Origin of the sequence: Ruminococcus sp. AF17-22AC, from assembly GCF_003460065.1 — a bacterium.
Lineage (GTDB): Bacteria > Bacillota > Clostridia > Lachnospirales > Lachnospiraceae > Blautia_A.
Genome location: NZ_QRXT01000001.1, coordinates 290,893 through 308,486, shown reverse-complemented (window position 1 = coordinate 308,486; position 17,594 = coordinate 290,893). Strand labels below are relative to the sequence as shown.

The 17,594-nt window shown below is 43.8% G+C and carries 17 protein-coding genes; 1 reads left to right on the top strand and 16 read right to left on the bottom strand.

Annotated elements, in window-relative coordinates:
- Positions 1 to 47: 47 nt before the first annotated feature.
- The 12 genes from DWW86_RS01485 to rsxC form a co-directional block, all read right to left on the bottom strand.
- A complete protein-coding gene (locus DWW86_RS01485) occupies positions 48 to 1,532 on the bottom strand; it encodes a peptidoglycan D,D-transpeptidase FtsI family protein (protein WP_353652661.1) in 1,485 nt (494 codons plus the stop codon).
- Positions 1,459 to 2,829: an FtsW/RodA/SpoVE family cell cycle protein gene (locus tag DWW86_RS01480; RefSeq protein WP_072521182.1), complete on the bottom strand. Its 1,371-nt coding sequence runs from the start codon at positions 2,827 to 2,829 to the stop codon at positions 1,459 to 1,461. Before DWW86_RS01480 ends, DWW86_RS01485 begins: the two co-directional genes overlap by 74 nt.
- 5 nt (positions 2,830 to 2,834) lie before the next feature.
- On the bottom strand, positions 2,835 to 5,006 hold the full coding sequence (locus DWW86_RS01475; protein ID WP_286187627.1) for a peptidase U32 family protein: 2,172 nt from the start codon (positions 5,004 to 5,006) through the stop codon (positions 2,835 to 2,837).
- Between the two features lie 72 nt (positions 5,007 to 5,078).
- Complete coding sequence (locus DWW86_RS01470) at positions 5,079 to 5,486, bottom strand: cell division protein ZapA (protein ID WP_072521183.1); 408 nt, start codon at positions 5,484 to 5,486, stop codon at positions 5,079 to 5,081.
- Between the two features lie 103 nt (positions 5,487 to 5,589).
- Entirely contained in the window at positions 5,590 to 6,594 is a 1,005-nt protein-coding gene (ruvB, locus tag DWW86_RS01465) for a Holliday junction branch migration DNA helicase RuvB (protein ID WP_072521184.1), read from the bottom strand.
- Positions 6,595 to 6,612: 18 nt separating this feature from the next.
- On the bottom strand, positions 6,613 to 7,224 hold the full coding sequence (ruvA, locus tag DWW86_RS01460) for a Holliday junction branch migration protein RuvA (RefSeq protein ID WP_072521185.1): 612 nt from the start codon (positions 7,222 to 7,224) through the stop codon (positions 6,613 to 6,615).
- Between the two features lie 162 nt (positions 7,225 to 7,386).
- Positions 7,387 to 8,178: an RnfABCDGE type electron transport complex subunit B gene (locus DWW86_RS01455; RefSeq protein ID WP_117942044.1), complete on the bottom strand. Its 792-nt coding sequence runs from the start codon at positions 8,176 to 8,178 to the stop codon at positions 7,387 to 7,389.
- A 12-nt stretch (positions 8,179 to 8,190) separates the two neighbouring features.
- Positions 8,191 to 8,766 carry an electron transport complex subunit RsxA gene (gene rsxA, locus DWW86_RS01450; RefSeq protein WP_117942043.1) on the bottom strand — a complete coding sequence of 192 codons (576 nt, stop codon included), beginning with the start codon at positions 8,764 to 8,766 and terminating at the stop codon, positions 8,191 to 8,193.
- The gene (rsxE, locus tag DWW86_RS01445) at positions 8,763 to 9,473 is read right to left on the bottom strand and encodes an electron transport complex subunit RsxE (RefSeq protein WP_015542646.1); all 711 of its coding nucleotides are present in this window, start codon (positions 9,471 to 9,473) and stop codon (positions 8,763 to 8,765) included. The genes rsxA and rsxE overlap by 4 nt, the downstream gene beginning before the upstream one ends.
- Positions 9,470 to 10,090, bottom strand: coding sequence for an RnfABCDGE type electron transport complex subunit G (locus tag DWW86_RS01440; RefSeq protein WP_072521188.1), 621 nt, complete (start codon positions 10,088 to 10,090; stop codon positions 9,470 to 9,472). The genes rsxE and DWW86_RS01440 overlap by 4 nt, the downstream gene beginning before the upstream one ends.
- On the bottom strand, positions 10,087 to 11,067 hold the full coding sequence (locus tag DWW86_RS01435; protein WP_117942042.1) for an RnfABCDGE type electron transport complex subunit D: 981 nt from the start codon (positions 11,065 to 11,067) through the stop codon (positions 10,087 to 10,089). Before DWW86_RS01435 ends, DWW86_RS01440 begins: the two co-directional genes overlap by 4 nt.
- Positions 11,068 to 11,082: 15 nt before the next feature.
- Positions 11,083 to 12,405: an electron transport complex subunit RsxC gene (rsxC, locus tag DWW86_RS01430; RefSeq protein ID WP_072521190.1), complete on the bottom strand. Its 1,323-nt coding sequence runs from the start codon at positions 12,403 to 12,405 to the stop codon at positions 11,083 to 11,085.
- Positions 12,406 to 12,599: 194 nt separating this feature from the next.
- On the opposite strand from rsxC, the gene DWW86_RS01425 reads away from it, so the two are divergent.
- Positions 12,600 to 13,622: a ribonuclease H-like domain-containing protein gene (locus DWW86_RS01425; protein WP_117942041.1), complete on the top strand. Its 1,023-nt coding sequence runs from the start codon at positions 12,600 to 12,602 to the stop codon at positions 13,620 to 13,622.
- An 83-nt stretch (positions 13,623 to 13,705) separates the two neighbouring features.
- On the opposite strand, the gene rpsA is transcribed toward DWW86_RS01425, so the two are convergent.
- Genes rpsA through DWW86_RS01405 form a run of 4 tightly spaced genes read right to left on the bottom strand, consistent with a single transcriptional unit; the run spans position 13,706 to position 17,561 of the window.
- Complete coding sequence (rpsA, locus tag DWW86_RS01420; protein ID WP_072521192.1) at positions 13,706 to 14,782, bottom strand: 30S ribosomal protein S1; 1,077 nt, start codon at positions 14,780 to 14,782, stop codon at positions 13,706 to 13,708.
- Positions 14,763 to 15,629: a 4-hydroxy-3-methylbut-2-enyl diphosphate reductase gene (gene ispH, locus DWW86_RS01415; RefSeq protein WP_117942040.1), complete on the bottom strand. Its 867-nt coding sequence runs from the start codon at positions 15,627 to 15,629 to the stop codon at positions 14,763 to 14,765. Before ispH ends, rpsA begins: the two co-directional genes overlap by 20 nt.
- Positions 15,619 to 16,308, bottom strand: a complete 690-nt coding sequence (gene cmk, locus DWW86_RS01410; RefSeq protein WP_117942039.1) for a (d)CMP kinase — start codon at positions 16,306 to 16,308, stop codon at positions 15,619 to 15,621. Before cmk ends, ispH begins: the two co-directional genes overlap by 11 nt.
- Complete coding sequence (locus DWW86_RS01405; protein WP_117942038.1) at positions 16,305 to 17,561, bottom strand: BaiN/RdsA family NAD(P)/FAD-dependent oxidoreductase; 1,257 nt, start codon at positions 17,559 to 17,561, stop codon at positions 16,305 to 16,307. Before DWW86_RS01405 ends, cmk begins: the two co-directional genes overlap by 4 nt.
- Positions 17,562 to 17,594: the final 33 nt, after the last annotated feature.

The window sequence follows — 17,594 nt, the reverse complement described above, 5'->3', positions numbered from 1 at the left end:
TGCATATAGTATAACTCTTTTTTGGTCGACTGGCAACTGTTTATCAATTATTGCTGATCAAAATGATAAGCGTCAAAAAGATCTGCTGCGATCGGTACGGCTGCTTCGCTTCCGGTACCACCACCCTCAACGATTACAGCAACAACAAGATCAGGATCATCAACGTTAGAATATCCGATAAACCAGGAATGACTGGAGCCATTTTCGTCATATTCTGCAGAACCAGTCTTACCGGCTACTGTATACCCCCTGCCATTTAAGGCGGAAGCGGTGCCGCTTTCTACAACACCTTTCATCAGTTTACCGAGGATTGCAGCCTCGTTGCTTGTCATCAGACGTTTGTACGTAGTTGGCTCAGTTGTTTGGATAGTGTCTCCGTTTGCATTGACGATTTTATCAATCAGATATGGCTTCATGAGGACACCATTGTTTGCGATAGCACTTGTGATGAGTGACATATGCATTGGAGAAACAAGAGTGTTTCCCTGACCGATGGCAGTCTGCATGATCAATGGAATGCCAGAACTTCCGTCCAGTGAGAAACTGCTCTTACGATAAGAATTAAGTGGCAGTTTTTTATTAAAAAGAAGATCTTCGCTTGTTTTTAACAGAGATGCGCCGCCGAGTTCTGTACCGATCTCAGCAAAGGCACAGTTGCAGGAATTGGCAAATGCCGTATAAAAATCTTCGGTACCATGCACGTTTCCATTGTAACACTGGATAGTATGTCCTTCTTTTGTGATGCTTCCCTGACAGTCAAAAGAAAATCCGTTAAAACTTCCGTGTGTGCGGAAATAATCAAGTGCAGTGACTACTTTAAAAGTCGATCCAGGAGGATACTGCCCCATGGTGGCTCTGTTGAGCAGACTGCTGTTGGTTTCGTCATTTACAAGACTGTCCCAGTTTTCGGAAATGGTGTTGGGATCGAAATCCGGTTTGCTGACCATTGCAAGTATCTTGCCGGTAGATGGCTCAAGTGCAACAACGGCCCCTCTTCTGTCACCGAGAGAATTATATGCAGTGGTCTGAAGGTCAGCACTCAGAGTAGATACTACGCTGTCACCGGTATTTTTGGTTCCCATAAATTCATTACGGATCTGATTCAGGAAAAATTCGTGCGAAGAAAGCAGCTGAAAGTTTGCTTCGGATTCAAGACCGCTTTTTCCGTTGGTGTCATATCCGACTACGTGTGCAAATGTATTTCCATAAGGATAAGAACGCTCTTCTGTTCCATCTTCAGAGACGTTTGTCTGGGCAAGTACTTCCCCGTCGGAAGATAGAATACTGCCACGGACTACCCGGTCAGAAAAGGTATCCTGACGTGTGTTATACGGGCTGTTGATAAAGTCATCACTTTTTATGGCGTTGAAATAAATAAGATAAGCGATCAACCCCATAAAAATAGCCATGAAAAATACAGACACACAGGTATAGCTTCGATTTCTGGCACGGCGTCTTTTAGATCTGGCGCGTTCTTCCAATTTCCTCTCTCTCTCTGATTCTCTGTATTGCCTCTTGTCTTCGTTTCTCAAATTCCTCGTCCTCGTCTTCTCTTAAAATATAAAGTCCCTGAATAATCGCAAGCATCAGTATTGTACACAATAATGAACTTCCGCCGTAGCTTACGAGAGGGAGCGTTACACCGGTCATAGGGATAAATTTGGTTGCACCGCCGATCGTAAGGAAAACCTGAAATGCATATTCAGTACCAAGTCCCAGCGCAATCAGTTTGTAAAAAGGATTGATGATACGTAGTGCAATATTTACGATCATAAGGAAAAAACTCATACATACAAGGATCAGGCAGATGGCAAAAATGCCTCCAAGTTCCTCACAGATCGCACTGAAAATAAAATCGTTTTTGACGACTGGGATAGATTCCGGTGATCCCTGACAGAGTCCCATGCCAAACCATCCGCCGGTGCCGATTGCAAAAAGTGACTGTACGATCTGGTAACCTTCGTTCTGATAAACAGCCATCGGGTCTTTCCAGGCGCTTACTCTCTGACGGACATGTCCGAAAAGATGATAAGCAACAACAGATGCACCGGAACCTCCGACAATACCAAGTCCGAGGTAGCCGACATTTCTTGTGGCAACATAAACCATAATAAGGTATGCGGCAAAAAAGATCACGGCACTTCCAAGGTCTTTGGAAAGTACAAGAATCCCGACGTGAAGTGCAGCAACGACTGTCACCTGCACAATGGCACGGAAACTGGTATCTCTTGATAAAAAGGATGCCATGAAAAATACAAAAGTGATTTTAATCGCTTCGGAGGGCTGTACACCCATAAGAGACAGCTTCGCACCGTAGCTTGTCCTTGCAAGAGCGAAAACTGCGCCAAGCAGGACAATACCAATACCGGCATAGACCCATGTCAGCTTACGTAAGAAACGCATCTTGCGGATCATTACGGGAATGATCAGTGCAATGCCACTGGCTCCGGCTGCGATAAGAAGCTGTTTCTGTGCTGCGGAGATATCCAGTCTGCACAGCATGATAAAACCGACGCTTAAAAGCATACACATATTGTTCAGAAGAAGTATGGATGCTTTTTTGTAAAAGAGACGATACAAAATCTGGATTGCAGCAAAAAACAACAGCATCTCCGCATAAAATTCGACAACCTGAAAGTTAAAGGTTTTCAGATAGATTATCAGAAATGCAGTAAAATCAATGAAAAAGATCAACAGAAGCTGCTGGCGTAAAAGTTCATTACGCTCTTCCTCATCAGACTGGCGTACTGTATAAAAACAGTGAAAAGTATAAATGATCATCAACGTCAGGATGATATATTTGGAAAGTTCTACTATTACATTAATCATATGCCCTATTCGGCTCCTCTTTTAAAATGTCCTTTTGTATAATTTCTCTCTGCCGGAATCTTATGATGAAGGTAGACATCCAGAAATTCCTGAAGGATTTTAGCTGCCTGAGCTGGTGCTTCTGTAGTAAAATTCAGACGGAAATTACGAATTCCGAGATTTCGCACCTTATCTGCTTCCTGCAGAAGTCCAAGTGGAAGGCTGTTATAAAGGATATTATAACAATGCTTTTCTTTTGCTGTAGTTCCGGTTTTCCATGGGTGACAGACACAGATGCTGCAGAATTCCTTATCGTAACGATCTTTCAAAACCATGGACTGTTCGTTGCAGTCACAGCCCTGCGTGTTCTTGCGTACACACTGTGCGGAAAGCATCAGAGGAATACTGCCATATAGAATCATTTCGCTGCCGATATTGTTACGGTGAAGAAGTTCTTTCTCGTTGAGCTCATAAGGGAGTGTATTTCTGAGAATATTTTCGTTTTCCCAGAATGAAATTGCCTCATCATTCCATGTATACATGGAAGCGTCCAGAATGCAGTATTTTTGCAATCCAAGTTCTCTGAGCATTCCGTAAGTCTCGAGATTCCGTACAAGAAAGCCTTTCAATCTGCCATCAGAAAGCCATAAACGACAGCTATCAAAAAGTCCTTTTGGTGCGCTGCCTCTGGTGATATAAGGAAGTGAAAGATACAGCTCTTTTTCTTTATATATGTCGGAATTTATCAATTCTTTCAGTGCATCATAATATACATACAGTCCGTATATCTCAGGATTTTTGCAGAGTGCTGCTGCCTGCTCTCTGGTTTCGCAGGAAACCCGGAACCTAAGTGTTTGTTCGGAAGGAACAGCATTCTTAGCTGTACTGTATCGGATCTGACCGGAAACAATACGCTTCTGCCTGCTGTAAAGTCTTTCTTCGAGAAGCTGTATTGCATTTCTTCGAAGTTCATTCAGTACACGGATCGGAACAAAAATCTGCTCTCCCATCTCAATATTCAGAGAATTCCAGATAAATGGTGTGTTTCCGAGCTTTTCCATCTGCTGCCTGATTCGTGTCTCGGCCATAGGCTGATCTTTGGCGAACTGTACTTCTTCAGCAGTTGCGGTGATATGAGCGTCACGGCAGGAAATATCGAGCATCGCCGGAGCACCCGGATACAGGATCAAAGTTCCGCTGACAGGTTCTTTACGTGAAGGAAGTGCTTCAGGAATCCCATTTGATTTTTTGTCGTTTGTAAATGCCATCATAGAAGGCCCGTTTGACTGTCTGTAATATCCCTGACAGGAGCCTCCGCGGCTGAAAATATCAAGGAGATACTGACGATCCTGATCTGTTATATGATATGGTTCGCTATTATTAAGCAGTATATCCAGATATTTCCGATACATTCCGGTGACAGCAGCTGTATATCCCGGCTGTTTCATACGGCCTTCAATCTTTAGAGAGGTAACACCCGCATTTATGATCTCGGGTAAAAGATCAAGGGTACACATATCTTTGAGACTTAGAGGACAAAAATCTTTTTGTGTTTTGTAATGACGGGCGTCAGGGGTACGTACCTGGTAAGGAAGGCGGCACGGCTGTGCACAGCGCCCACGGTTTCCACTTCGGCCACCAAGCATACTGCTCATAAGACATTGTCCTGAAAAGCTGTAACAAAGTGCACCATGAATAAATGCTTCGATTTCAATAGAGCTTGCCTGATGCATGGCAGAAAGTTCTTCAAGAGACAGTTCTCTGGCAGCAACCACACGGGTAGCACCCTGGTTTTCCAGGAATTTCATTCCCTCAGGGCCGGTCACAGTCATCTGTGTACTGGCATGAAGATGAAGCTCTGGAAAATTATTTCGGATAAACTGAAATACGCCAAAATCCTGTACAATGACCGCATCAAGTCCTTCTTCGTATAAAGGGCGAAGGGAATCATATAAACGTTCTTTGAGCTCTCTGTTTTTGAGAAGTGTATTTACAGTCAGATAAAGCTTTTTTCCATGAATGTGAGACGTATGAATTGCACGGATCAGCTCTTCCTGTGTAAAATTGCGCGCATATGCTCTTGCACCGAAGTCAGGGCCACCAACATAAACGGCATCGGCACCTGCGCCAAGGGCTGCTTCAAAAGCTTCATAAGAACCTGCCGGTGCAAGAAGTTCGATTTCGTGTGTTATATTCAAAATATATCATCCTTTTCTAAAAAATGGATTTAAACAAATAAAGAGGACTACCGAAGCAATCCCCTTCCTGCTTTACTTAAGCAATTTGTCAATTTCCTCATTCAGATCCTTGACTTTATCTTCGAGAAGCTCTTTCTGATGCTGGGCTTCCTGCTGCTTTTTCTCTGTTTCTTCGATCTTCATGCGAAGCGCGATGAGTTCGTGCTTCAGTTCGTACATTTCCTGATCTTTCTGCTGGAGATCCTGTTCGAAGATCTCAGCCTGTTTTTTTGCTTTGAAATAGTCATCTGTGACATTCAGACTCAGTAATGTATGTTTTGTTTCGGCGGACTGACGGGAATATCCCGGCATTTCGCTTAATTCTGCCATTTTATTATTTATATAAGATGCAACTTTCTGGAAATACTCCTCAGATTCGTAACCTCCCAGAGTGAAGATCTTGCCTCCGATTACTACCTGCGCCGTATTTTTGACTGCCATAACAAGCCTCCCGTAAATTTGTAGTTTCTTCCAACCATTATAATCGAATTTTGTAGAAATGTATAGGAATTTTTACGAATTGTTTTCAAAAATGTATTCTGTATTAATCCTGAACGGGTTTCTCAAATCCGAGATGCTCGTAAGCCAGTGCAGACGCGGTACGGCCACGCGGCGTACGGTTCAGAAATCCATTCTGCAAAAGATACGGTTCATACACATCTTCCAGAGTTCCGGCATCCTCTCCGATGGCGGCTGCCAGTGTCTCCAGACCGACAGGGCCACCCTGAAAATTGACGATCAGAGTTTGCAGAATGCGGCGGTCAATCTTGTCGAGACCGTATTGATCTACTTCCAGAAGATCGAGTGCAAATACAGCTACTTCGTAAGTGATCCGTCCATCGTATTTTACCTGTGCGAAATCACGCACTCTCTTGAGAAGGCGATTTGCAAGACGAGGGGTACCTCTGGAGCGTTTGGCGATTTCGGCAGCTCCCCGTGTATCAATTTCCACTCCGAGAACCTCCGCAGAACGAAGTATGATCGTCTGTAGCTCTTTTTGATCATAAAATTCCAGATGATGCATGACACCAAAACGGTCACGCAGAGGCGCTGATAACAAACCGGCCCTTGTCGTGGCACCGACCAGCGTAAATTTCGGGAGATCGAGACGGATGGATCTGGCAGAAGCGCCCTTGCCGATCATAATATCAATTGCAAAGTCCTCCATCGCAGGGTAAAGAACTTCTTCTACCTGGCGGTTCAGACGGTGAATTTCATCGACAAACAAAATGTCACCTTCCTGAAGGTTGTTTAGAATAGCTGCCATTTCACCGGGCTTTTCGATTGCAGGACCGGAAGTGACCTTCATGTGTGTACCCATCTCATTGGCAATGATGCCGGATAAGGTGGTTTTACCAAGTCCGGGAGGACCGTAAAACAGTACATGATCCAGCGCATCGTGCCGTTGTTTTGCTGCTTCTATATAAATTTTAAGTGTTTTTTTAGTTTTTTCCTGACCGATGTATTCATCTAGTGTCTGAGGTCGAAGATTTCCCTCTAGAGGAAGATCTTCTTCGGTCACATCGGTGGTGATCATTCTTTTATCCATTGCTAATCTTTACTCCAATCAGAAGAGTTTCAGGGCGGCTTTCAAAAGACCTTCTACGTCGTCAGGTGAGACATCCGTGACTTTACGGACGGCTTTCATAGCTTCTGTACTGCTGTAACCGAGAGCAACCAGAGCTTCTACTGCTTCTTGTCTGCCATCATGAAGGACAGAACCGGAAAGGTTCGTAGCTTCCTGTTCGTGGGCAAGCTTTTTCTCGAAAGCATCTTCAAGTTTCAGCTTGTCCTTCAGTTCCAGAATCAGTTTCTGGGCGGTTTTCTTACCAATGCCAGGTGCCCGGGAAATTGTCTTAATGTCATCGGAAAGGACAGCAAAACGAAGTTCATCTGCAGTGAGCCCGGCAAGTACTCCGAGAGCTGCCTTAGGGCCGATACCGTTGACGTTCAGAAGCAGCCGGAACATTTCCAGATCATCTCTGGAAAGAAAACCATATAACTGCATGGCATCCTCTCTTACATGAAAATATGTATGAATCTTAACTTCCCCCTCTGAACGTGAGGCCTGTTCGATAGATGAACCTGTCATAAAAATCTCATATCCAATTCCGCCGGCTTCCAGAATAACAGAATTTTCGGTGGTATCGGCTACAAGACCGCGAATAAATGAAATCATGCTGTCTCTCCTGTGATTTATAAAATCCGTAAAACTTACTCTTCCAATGATAACATAGGAAACTGTAAAAAGCAAACATCTATTCGAATAAATCGGTGGACGCGCCAGCATGCAAAAATCCGGCGAAGGGAAAACTCCTCCGCCGGATCATCCAAACTGTATTTAAAGAATAACGTGTCTTGGGCATGCTTCTTTACATGCACCGCAATTTGTACATTTGTCATAATCAATATGTGCACAGAAGTCAGTAACAGTGATCGCACCGTTTGGACAGGTCTTCTCACATTTTTTACATCCGATACATCCGATCTCACAGGCGGTAGTTACTGCTTTGCCCTTTGCATGGGAACTGCATCCTACGAATGTCTGCTGTTCGTATGGCACAAGTTCGATCAGGTGATGCGGACATTTGGCAATACATTTACCACAGGCTTTGCAGGCTTCTCGGTTAACGACTGCAACACCATTTACGATATGGATCGCATCAAACGGACAGGCTTTTACACAGCTTCCGAATCCCATACAACCGTAATTGCAGGCTTTGGATCCGCCGCCTGGGATAAATGCCATCATTTCACAGTCTTCTACACCGGTATAAGTGTAATTGTCGTTTGTCTTTTCGCAGCTACCGGTACATTTTACAAATGCAGCCATACGGGTGGATTCTACAACTTCCTGTCCCATGATTCCTGCAATCACTTTGCCGACTGCTTCTCCGCCTACCGGACAGGCATTGACAGGTGCTTCGCCTTTTGCGATTGCAGCTGCCAGACCGTCACAGCCGGGATATCCGCAGCCACCGCAGTTGTTTCCCGGAAGGGCTTCACGAACTGCAACTTCACGTTCATCTGTTTCAACAGCAAATTTCTTGCCGGCAACGCTCAGGAAAATACCGATAAAGAGGCCGACGGCTGCAACAACTACGGTTGCGGTAATAATTGCTCCAATATTCATAACGATGCCTCCTTAAATTAATCCTGAAAATCCGAAGAATGCAATCGCCATCAGACCTGCTGTAAGAAGTACAGTAGGGAATCCTTTGAAAGCTTCCGGAATATCATTATACTGAATTTTTTCGCGGATACCGGCCATGAGTGTAATGGAAATCGTAAAACCTACAGCGGTGGCAAATCCGTTGATGGTACCCTGAAGAATATTGTATTCGTCCTGTACGTTTGTAAGTGCAACACCAAGAACTGCACAGTTTGTTGTAATCAGAGGAAGGTATACACCAAGTGCCTTATAAAGAGATGGAACACATTTTTTGAGGAACATCTCTACAAACTGAACCAGTGCGGCAATGATCAGGATAAATACGATTGTCTGCAAATACTCCATACCTGAAGGAACAAGGATGAATTTGTAGATCAGTCCGGTAACGAAGGAAGACAATGTAATAACGAATACAAGGGCTCCACCCATTCCGACTGCAGTCTCGGTCTTTTTGGAAACACCAAAGAAAGGACAGAGACCAAGGAACTGGCTCAGTACTACGTTATGGACAATGGCAGAGCTGACAAGGATAATCAATAATTCTTTCATGCCTGTTTGCCTCCTTTACACATGGTATTGTTGCAGGAATCACAGCCTGAACAGCAGCCACATCCTTCACTTGGATCAATTCCGCGTTTTGCTGCACCGACTTTGAATTTGTTCTGAAGTGCAGCAAGCATGGCAAGTACGAAGAATGCGCCAGGAGCAAGGATAAAAATTGTGATCGGCTCATATCCCATTTTGCCGTCAGCGGCAAGCGGAAGAATCTGCTGTCCGAAGAGCTGGCCTGCGCCGAGAAGTTCGCGGACTGCACCGATACAGGTGATACTTAAGGTGAATCCGAGACCCATTCCAATACCATCAAAGAGCGATGGGATCGGAGGATTTTTGGAAGCATATGCTTCGGCACGGCCAAGGATGATACAGTTTACTACGATCAGCGGGATGTAAATACCGAGTGCGGAATACAGACTCGGAATAAAGCCCTGCAGGAGCATCTGTACGATGGTAACAAAAGATGCTACGACAACGATAAATGCAGGCATACGTACGCCGTCCGGAATGAATTTTCTAAGAAGAGAGATCATCAGGTTGGACATTGCCAGAACTACCGTAGTGGTAAGTCCCATTCCGATACCGTTGATTGCAGATGTTGTAACAGCCAGTGTAGGACACATGCCCAATACCAGCACAAAAGTAGGATTTTCTTTAATAATACCGTTTACAAGACGTTCGGCAGGTGTGTTTGCTTTCATGACTCTGCTCCTCCTTCCACATACCGAAATGCACAAAGACCGGCGTTCACACCGTTTGTCATGGCATTTGTTGTAATGGTTGCGCCGCTGATGGCATCAATCTCGTCATCAGAAGAAGCGCCTGTTTTTGTGTAGGTGAATTTTTCTACGTTTTTGTCTTTAAACTGATTCTTGAAATCATCTGTGGTAGCTTTCATACCAAGACCGGCGGTTTCACTGATGGATAAGATGGAAATTCCATTCAGTGTTCCATCATTCTGAACACCCATTGCGAACTGAATGTCACCGCCGTAGCCTTCAGAGTCAGTAATTGTAAATGCATATCCGAGAGTTTCGCCGGAAGCATCTTCTGCTACCATGATCTCATCGATCGTCTGAGCAGAGAATCCGTTATCATTAAGATATCCAACAAGATCTTCTGCCTGACCTTTGTCATCAAGAGAATATTCGCTGAAACCGGAAGCATCTTCGAAAACAGTCTTGTAAGCTTCCTCTTTGGATTTTTCGGCCTGAGCCGCAATCGGTCCGGCTGTGATGTCCTGTACGACACCAAGGGCAAGACCTGCAACCAGAGTGATCACGGTAATGGAAATGGTGTTTTTTAAGATTGTATTCATGCTTTTTTACCTCCTTTTCCAAAGGCAACCGGCTTAGTTGCTTTTTCAATGATCGGAACCAGAAGGTTGCAGAAAATGATCGCATAGGAAACACCTTCTGCGGAACCGCCGAAGAGACGGAAAACGGCAGTTACAATACCAAGGCAGCAGCCATATACGAGCTGGCCCTTTGGCGTGATCGGTGTGGTGACATAATCAGTTGCCATGAACCATGCACCGAGCATCAGACCGCCTCCGAAAAGATGGCTGAGCAGGTAATTTATGTCAAAACCCATTCCGGAGCCGAGCATGTAAAGGATTACAAATACAGCAAAGCTTCCGATGTATGTAAGCGGTACTTTAAAATCGATTACTTTAAAAGCAAGAAGGATCACTGCACCGATCAGGATCGCAATTGCAGAAGTTTCACCAATTGTTCCGTGAACATTACCAATAAACAGATTTTTGACAGGAATAGAATCTGCTGTAAATCCGCTGTTTTTGAGTTCGGCAAGTGCGGTCGCACCTGTAACGGTATCGATACAGTGGTATCCGCTGAGCTTGTCCACTGCGAAATTGGTCATTTTGCCTGCAAAAGAAATCATCAGGAAACATCTTGCAGCAAGTGCCGGGTTCATGAAATTCTGACCGAGACCGCCGAAAAGCTGTTTTACTACGATGATTGCAAAAGCACTGCCAAGTACCGGCATCCACAGCGGAATCTGCGGTGGCATGTTGAGTGCAAGCAGAAGGCCTGTTACTACTGCACTGAAATCGTTGATGGTGTTCTTTTTATGCATCAGACGGTTATACAGCCATTCAAAGAAAACGCTGGATGCAACCGTCACAAGTACAACAAGAAGTGCACGGAAGCCGAAGTTCCAGATACCAAACAGTGTGGTTGGAAGCAGCGCAATCACAACGAGCTGCATGATTCGGCTGGTTGTCATTTTGTCCCTGACATGGGGATTAGATGATACGTTATACATTTGTTCCATTTCTTTTCCTCCCCCTTATTTCTTCCTACGGCTGGCAAGAACCATTTTACGCATGGATTTGATGCTCTGGGTCAGCGGTCTCTTTGCCGGACAGATATAACTGCAGCAGCCGCATTCGCAGCATTCCATACCATCCATTGCTTCAAAACCTGCCATATCACCACGCTCTGCCAGTTTGGCAAGACGGGCTGGAAGAACGTGGCCGGGACAGACACTTACACAGCGTCCGCAGTTGATGCAGGCTGTCTGGATTTCCTGTGCTTCGGATACAGCATCATGTTCAAGGAACAGGAATGCAGAAGTTGTTTTTGTACATGGTACATGAAGGTCATATAAAGCAAATCCCATCATAGGACCACCGGAAATTGCTTTTGCAATTTTTGCTTTCAGTCCACCGGCAGCATCTACCAGTTCGGACATATCGGTGCCGGAAAGAACGAGAAGGTTCTTTGGCTCTTTGATGCCATCACCGGACATGGTAACAACACGGCTGTTGACCGGCCTTCCGAGAATAACAGCCTTATATACGGAGATTACAGTTTCAACATTGTCTACTACGCATCCTACATCGGCAGGAAGCATGCTGGAGTTGATCTCACGTCCTGTTGCTGCATAGATCAGGGTACGCTCACCACCCTGTGGGTATTTGGTCATGACTTCTTTTACTTCGATACGGTCGATGTCTTTGACCAGTTCTTTCATTTTTGCGATGCAGTCCGGTTTGTTGTCTTCGATACAGATATAACCTTTTGCGGAATCAAAAAGAGTCAGGATAACCTGAAGTCCTTTTACGACTTTTTCCGGTTCTTCGATCATACGGCGATAGTCGCTGGTGATATAAGGTTCGCACTCTGCTCCGTTTACAAGAATATATTCGATCTTGGAAGGATCCTTCGGTGCAAGTTTAACGTGTGTCGGGAAGCCGGCACCACCCATACCTACAACACCGCCTTCTTTGATACGGTTCAGGATTTCTTCCTTTGTCAGATCTTCCAGACGAGTCTCCTGGTACTCAACTTCCTGATACTGCTGGTCGTTTTCGATTACGATGCAGTCGACCATAGATCCGGTAGCATTCAGATGCTTCTCAATGCCTTTTACGGTACCGGATACAGATGCATGCAGCGGTACAGAAACAAATCCGCCTGCATCCGCAATTTTCTGTCCGGCAAGAACTGTGTCACCCTTTTTTACACATGGAACCGATGGAGCACCAATGTGCTGAGAAAGTGGATAGACCAGATCACCCTTTGGGAGATACTTCTCAATCGGATGGTCTTTGGATAGTTCCTTACCTTCGTAAGGATGGATTCCGCCCCTAAAGGTCAGTTTTCCCATATATTTTTCCTCCTTATTTTATAAGCATCAGTTCTGCTTATATTCTTTTTCTTTTTCATGTCCGGTCACTGTCAGTTTTGTTCATATTAACAGTAACTCTGACTATACTATACATCTTTTTGGAGAAAAATTCACTATCGAATTTTCAAAATATTGTGTATAATTAAATACAATCACGAAAGGGATAAAAGACTATGATTGTTAAAAAAATACCTATTTTACAAGGATTTCCAGCTCCTGATACCGTTAATTATTTGTCGAATGTCAAAAATGAATTATCAGACAATAATGCGATTTTTTACGATATTGAGGCAACAGGACTATCAAGATATACTGCTTCTGTTTATCTGATCGGTGCGGTCCATTATGAGAAAAATCAGTGGATGCTTTACCAGTGGATGGCTGAAAATGAAGAGGAAGAAGCTGCTGTTTTACAGGAATTTTCTGTATTTTTGGAAAATGTGGGGTATACGATACAGTATAATGGAAATCGTTTTGACCAGCCTTTTCTGGAAGAACGCTATCGGAAATACAAAATGGACTCTCCGTTTGTAGAAAAACCATCTGTAGATATCTATCAGTTGTTAAAACCATGTCAGAGTTTACTCAAACTGACCAGAATGAAACAGCCAGACCTGGAAAAAATTGTAGGAATTCATAACAGAAAATACGTAGATGGAGGCCAATGTATCCGTCTTTACAGGAATTTCATAAAAAAAAGGCAGTCGAAAATCGCTGAGGAAGTTATGGGACATAATGAAGAAGATCTTTTGGGGATTGGAAAAATCTTTCCGCTGCTCTCCTTTCGGAAGCTTTATGATGGTGAATATCATCCGAAGCATTGTGAAGTAATCGATCAGGAACTGAAAATGACGCTGGAACTTCCTGTGGCAGTTCCGATAAGTGTTTCATGCGGAAATACTTCCTTTTATTTGACGGTATCTGAGCAGGAGGCAAAAATCCTTGTACATCTGAATCACGGAAAACTGCGTCAGTATTATCGGAATTATAAAGATTATGAATATATTCCGGGCGAAGATACGGCAATGCCAAAATCCATCAGCAAATATATGGATAAAAGTCTTCGCTTTGCAGCAACACCACAGACTTGCTATACCTGGTTCCGATGTGACGAAAGTTTTTTAAACGATCCAGCAAAACAAATGCACTATCTGACACACACGCTCTCGTTTTTTCTTGATAATTTTAATAAATAATCAGAGGACACGCCTCCGGCGTCTCCTTAATCTGCAATGTGAAAAAGCCCCGGCAATTCTGCCGGGGCTTCAAAATTCTAAAATTATTCTTCTGTAGCTTCTTCAGTCGGAGCTTCCAGAGCTTTCATGCTAAGGCTGATCTTCTTGTCTTCGCTGTTGAAGTCAACAACTTTAGCCTGAATTTCCTGTCCGATGGAAAGTACATCAGATGGTTTTGCAACATGTTCTCTGGAAATCTGAGATACATGAAGAAGTGCATCGATTCCAGGTGCAAGTTCAACAAAAGCACCGAAATCTGTCATACGAGCAACTTTACCAGTAACAACATTACCTACAGCAAAATCTTCAGCTGCGGAAAGCCATGGATTCTCTTCCGGGAATTTCATGGAAAGTGCAATCTTGTCACCATTGATTTCTTTGATGAGCACTTTTACTTCATCACCTACATTGAAGACCTTCTTCGGGTTTTCAACTCTGCCCCAGGACATTTCGGAGATATGAAGAAGTCCGTCTGCTCCACCAAGATCGATGAAAGCACCAAAATCTGTAACATTCTTTACAGTACCGGTTACAGTATCACCAACATGGATTTTCTCCATAAGTTCTTTCTGTTTTTCTGCTTTTTCTGCAAGAAGAAGCTGTTTACGGTTACCGATGATACGGCGTCTTCTTGGATTGAATTCTGTGATAACGAATTCGATTTCTTTATCTGCATATTTAGAAAGGTCTTTTTCGTATGTGTCGGAAACAAGACTTGCAGGAATGAATACTCTTGCTTCTTCTACATTTACACAAAGTCCGCCATCCAGTACCTGTGTTACAGGTGCTTTCAGTACTTCCTGTGATTCGAAAGCAGCTTCCAGACGTTTGTTGCCTTTTTCTGCAGCGAGTCTCTTGTAAGTCAGGATAACCTGTCCTTCACCGTCATTGACTTTCAGTACTTTTGCTTCCATGCTGTCACCAACATGAACTGCATCTGTGAGTACAAGTGAAGCATCATTGGAATATTCACTCTTAGTGATAATACCGTCTGCTTTATAACCGATATTCAGGATGATCTCATCATCTTTAACATCAATGACTGTACCCTGTACGATCTCTCCATTTCTGATTGTTTTTACGGAATCCTCCAGCATCTGTTCAAAACTCAATTCTGACATGTTCTTGAACCTCCTCAATAATTTTCTTTGGGGTGGATGCCCCTGCTGTGATACCTACATAACTACTGCGATGGAACATTTCAGAATCCAAGTCTACAGGTGTTTGTATATAGTAAGTATTTCCACATTCCTCTTTGCATATTTCAAACAGCTTTTGAGTATTGGAACTATGTCTGCCACCAATGACAAGCATAGTGTCTACCTCTCCGGCTATGTTTTGCGCTTCTTTCTGCCGTTCTTCAGTAGCATTACAAATAGTGTTTAAAATATCGCCCATATTTAAAACACTATTATCATACCTCTTTTTGCATAGAATTTCAACTAATTCTTGAAATTTGTTGTAATTAAATGTCGTCTGTGAAACAACACAGATTTCTTTGCCTTCCGGTGGAAGAAACTGCTCTGTGTCCTCTTTGTTTTTCAGAACGGTGTATGCGCCCTCACACCAGCCGCAGATTCCCTTGACTTCGGGGTGACCCGGATCACCGAAAATAACGATGTGTTTTCCGACCTGGCTCTGCTTTTCGACAATTCGGTGTATCTTGAGTACGAAAGGACAGGTAACATCAACATAGTCCAGATGATTTGTTTCCAGTTTATCGTAAACTTCCCTGCCTACACCGTGGGAACGAATCACAACTGTTCCTTCGGAAAGAGTATCAAGGTCCTTTTCTTCGATTACCTGAACACCTCTTGCGGCAAGATCAGATACGACTTCTTCGTTGTGGATGATCGGACCGAGTGTATAGATCGGCTGTATACCCTGCTCGATAAGCTGATATACTTTATCTACTGCTCTTTTGACACCGAAACAGAAACCGGCAGTTCTGGCAACTTTAACTTTCATGAGAATCTTCTCCTGTTGTTTTTGATCTGAAAATCTGAAGGATACGGTCTACGACCTGCTGGATTGTAAGATTGGAAGAATCTACAAGCACAGCATCTTCGGCCTGGCGCAGAGGGGAAATCTCACGGCTCATATCACGCTGATCTCTTTCTTCGATATCTTTCTGAATGTCATCCAGATTACAGACAGTTCCTTTTTCCTGAAGTTCGAGATAACGTCTCTTGGCACGGGTAAGGGAACTTGCGGTCAGATAGATCTTTACATCTGCGTCCGGAAGAATCGTTGTACCGATATCGCGGCCATCCATAACAACACTCATATCTTTTGCAAGTTTGCGCTGCAAACTGAGCAGTTTTTCGCGTACACGCGGAACTGCAGAACTTACAGATGCCATATTTCCGACTTCTTCTGTACGCAGGTATGAATTTACATTCTCTCCGTTCAGAAGCACGATCTGCTCTCCATTCTGATATTCGATAGAAATTTCTGCGTCCTGACAGATGTTTCCGATCTGCTCTGTGTCGTCTCTATTGACTTCTTTGCGCAGAAGATAAAGTGCCATGGCTCGATACATGGCTCCTGTATCTACATAAATAAATGATAGTTCTTTTGCCACACGTCGGGCAATCGTACTTTTGCCGGCACCTGCCGGTCCGTCAATTGCAATATTGTAGATCATTGTGTATCCTCCTGTTTATTCCTGCATACATCTGTTGCTGCGAGATATGCGGTTGACCATGCAATCTGAAGATTATAACCGCCGGTCACAGCATCAAGATCAAGCACTTCTCCGATAAAATACAGGTTTTTTATTTTTTTTGATTCCATAGTTCCGGGCTGGATCTCTCTGACAGATACTCCGCCACGGGTGATGACCGCTTCCGAAAAGCCGCCAAGACCGGTAATGGTAAATGGAAAAGCTTTTATCAGGGCACCGAAGGCCAAGCGCTCTTCTCTTGAAATGTCGTGAATGACTTTATCTTCCGGAATCGGACCGAGTCCGATGATCACAGGTGTGAGTGACGATGGGAAAAGTACACCGATCACATTTTTGAACTGTTTATTCTGTGCAGAAGAAAACTCGCGGAGAATGCGATCGTCAAGCTGTTCGTGTGATAATGCCGGTTTGAGGTCCAGATAAGCACTCAGTTCCTCTCCTTTTTGGAGAAATTTACCGATTTTGGCACTGGCTGACAGAACAAGCGGTCCGGTAATTCCGAAATGAGTGAACATCATTTCACCAAAATCCTGATAAACTGTCTTTTTGTCACGTTTGATAGTAAGTTCTACATTTCGCAGAGAAAGGCCTTTCATCAGAGGAATATATGCTTCTTTTGTGGTGAGTGGTACAAGAGACGGCATACATTCTGTAACTGTATGTCCTGTTTCAACAGCAAAACGATATCCGTCTCCGGTCGAGCCGGTAGTCGGATAAGATAGACCTCCGGTTGCAACGATCACTGCATCGGCAGTATATACTTTATTATCCGTAAGCTGTATTCCGGTTACTATTCCATTTTCTGTAAGAAGATTTTTAACTTCGCTTCGAAGATGGATCTGTACACTGTATTTTTTCATCAACTGTTCCAGTCCATGAATAATATCCGAAGAATGGTCAGATACCGGAAAAACACGGTTGCCCCGCTCTGTCTTAAGGGAAACCCCGGCATCTTCCAGTAATTGCATCATATCCTGACTGGTAAAAGAATAAAATGCACTGTAAAGAAATTTTGGATTACTCATAACAGCCTGAAGTAATTCTTCGGGATCACAGTTATTTGTAACATTACATCTTCCCTTACCTGTAATATATACTTTCTTTCCGAGCTTTTCGTTTTTTTCGAATAGAGTAACTGCACAGCCGTTTTTTGCTGATATGATGGAAGCCAGCATTCCGGCTGCGCCGCCACCTACAATGATTACTTTGTTCATAAATGCCCTTTCTGCAAAACAGACCCGTCAGAT

What these genes read in the sequence shown, in the direction of transcription:
- DWW86_RS01480 (WP_072521182.1), bottom strand. Translation starts at nt 2,829, where the DNA reads ATGATTAATGTAATAGTAGAACTTTCCAAATATATCATCCTGACGTTG.
- DWW86_RS01455 (WP_117942044.1), bottom strand. Translation starts at nt 8,178, where the DNA reads ATGAATATTGGAGCAATTATTACCGCAACCGTAGTTGTTGCAGCCGTC.
- DWW86_RS01425 (WP_117942041.1), top strand. Translation starts at nt 12,600, where the DNA reads ATGATTGTTAAAAAAATACCTATTTTACAAGGATTTCCAGCTCCTGAT.
- DWW86_RS01470 (WP_072521183.1), bottom strand. Translation starts at nt 5,486, where the DNA reads ATGGCAGTCAAAAATACGGCGCAGGTAGTAATCGGAGGCAAGATCTTC.
- cmk (WP_117942039.1), bottom strand. Translation starts at nt 16,308, where the DNA reads ATGATCTACAATATTGCAATTGACGGACCGGCAGGTGCCGGCAAAAGT.
- ruvA (WP_072521185.1), bottom strand. Translation starts at nt 7,224, where the DNA reads ATGATTTCATTTATTCGCGGTCTTGTAGCCGATACCACCGAAAATTCT.
- rsxE (WP_015542646.1), bottom strand. Translation starts at nt 9,473, where the DNA reads ATGAAAGCAAACACACCTGCCGAACGTCTTGTAAACGGTATTATTAAA.
- ispH (WP_117942040.1), bottom strand. Translation starts at nt 15,629, where the DNA reads ATGAAAGTTAAAGTTGCCAGAACTGCCGGTTTCTGTTTCGGTGTCAAA.
- rsxA (WP_117942043.1), bottom strand. Translation starts at nt 8,766, where the DNA reads ATGAAAGAATTATTGATTATCCTTGTCAGCTCTGCCATTGTCCATAAC.
- DWW86_RS01435 (WP_117942042.1), bottom strand. Translation starts at nt 11,067, where the DNA reads ATGGAACAAATGTATAACGTATCATCTAATCCCCATGTCAGGGACAAA.
- ruvB (WP_072521184.1), bottom strand. Translation starts at nt 6,594, where the DNA reads ATGGATAAAAGAATGATCACCACCGATGTGACCGAAGAAGATCTTCCT.
- DWW86_RS01440 (WP_072521188.1), bottom strand. Translation starts at nt 10,090, where the DNA reads ATGAATACAATCTTAAAAAACACCATTTCCATTACCGTGATCACTCTG.
- rsxC (WP_072521190.1), bottom strand. Translation starts at nt 12,405, where the DNA reads ATGGGAAAACTGACCTTTAGGGGCGGAATCCATCCTTACGAAGGTAAG.
- rpsA (WP_072521192.1), bottom strand. Translation starts at nt 14,782, where the DNA reads ATGTCAGAATTGAGTTTTGAACAGATGCTGGAGGATTCCGTAAAAACA.
- DWW86_RS01405 (WP_117942038.1), bottom strand. Translation starts at nt 17,561, where the DNA reads ATGAACAAAGTAATCATTGTAGGTGGCGGCGCAGCCGGAATGCTGGCT.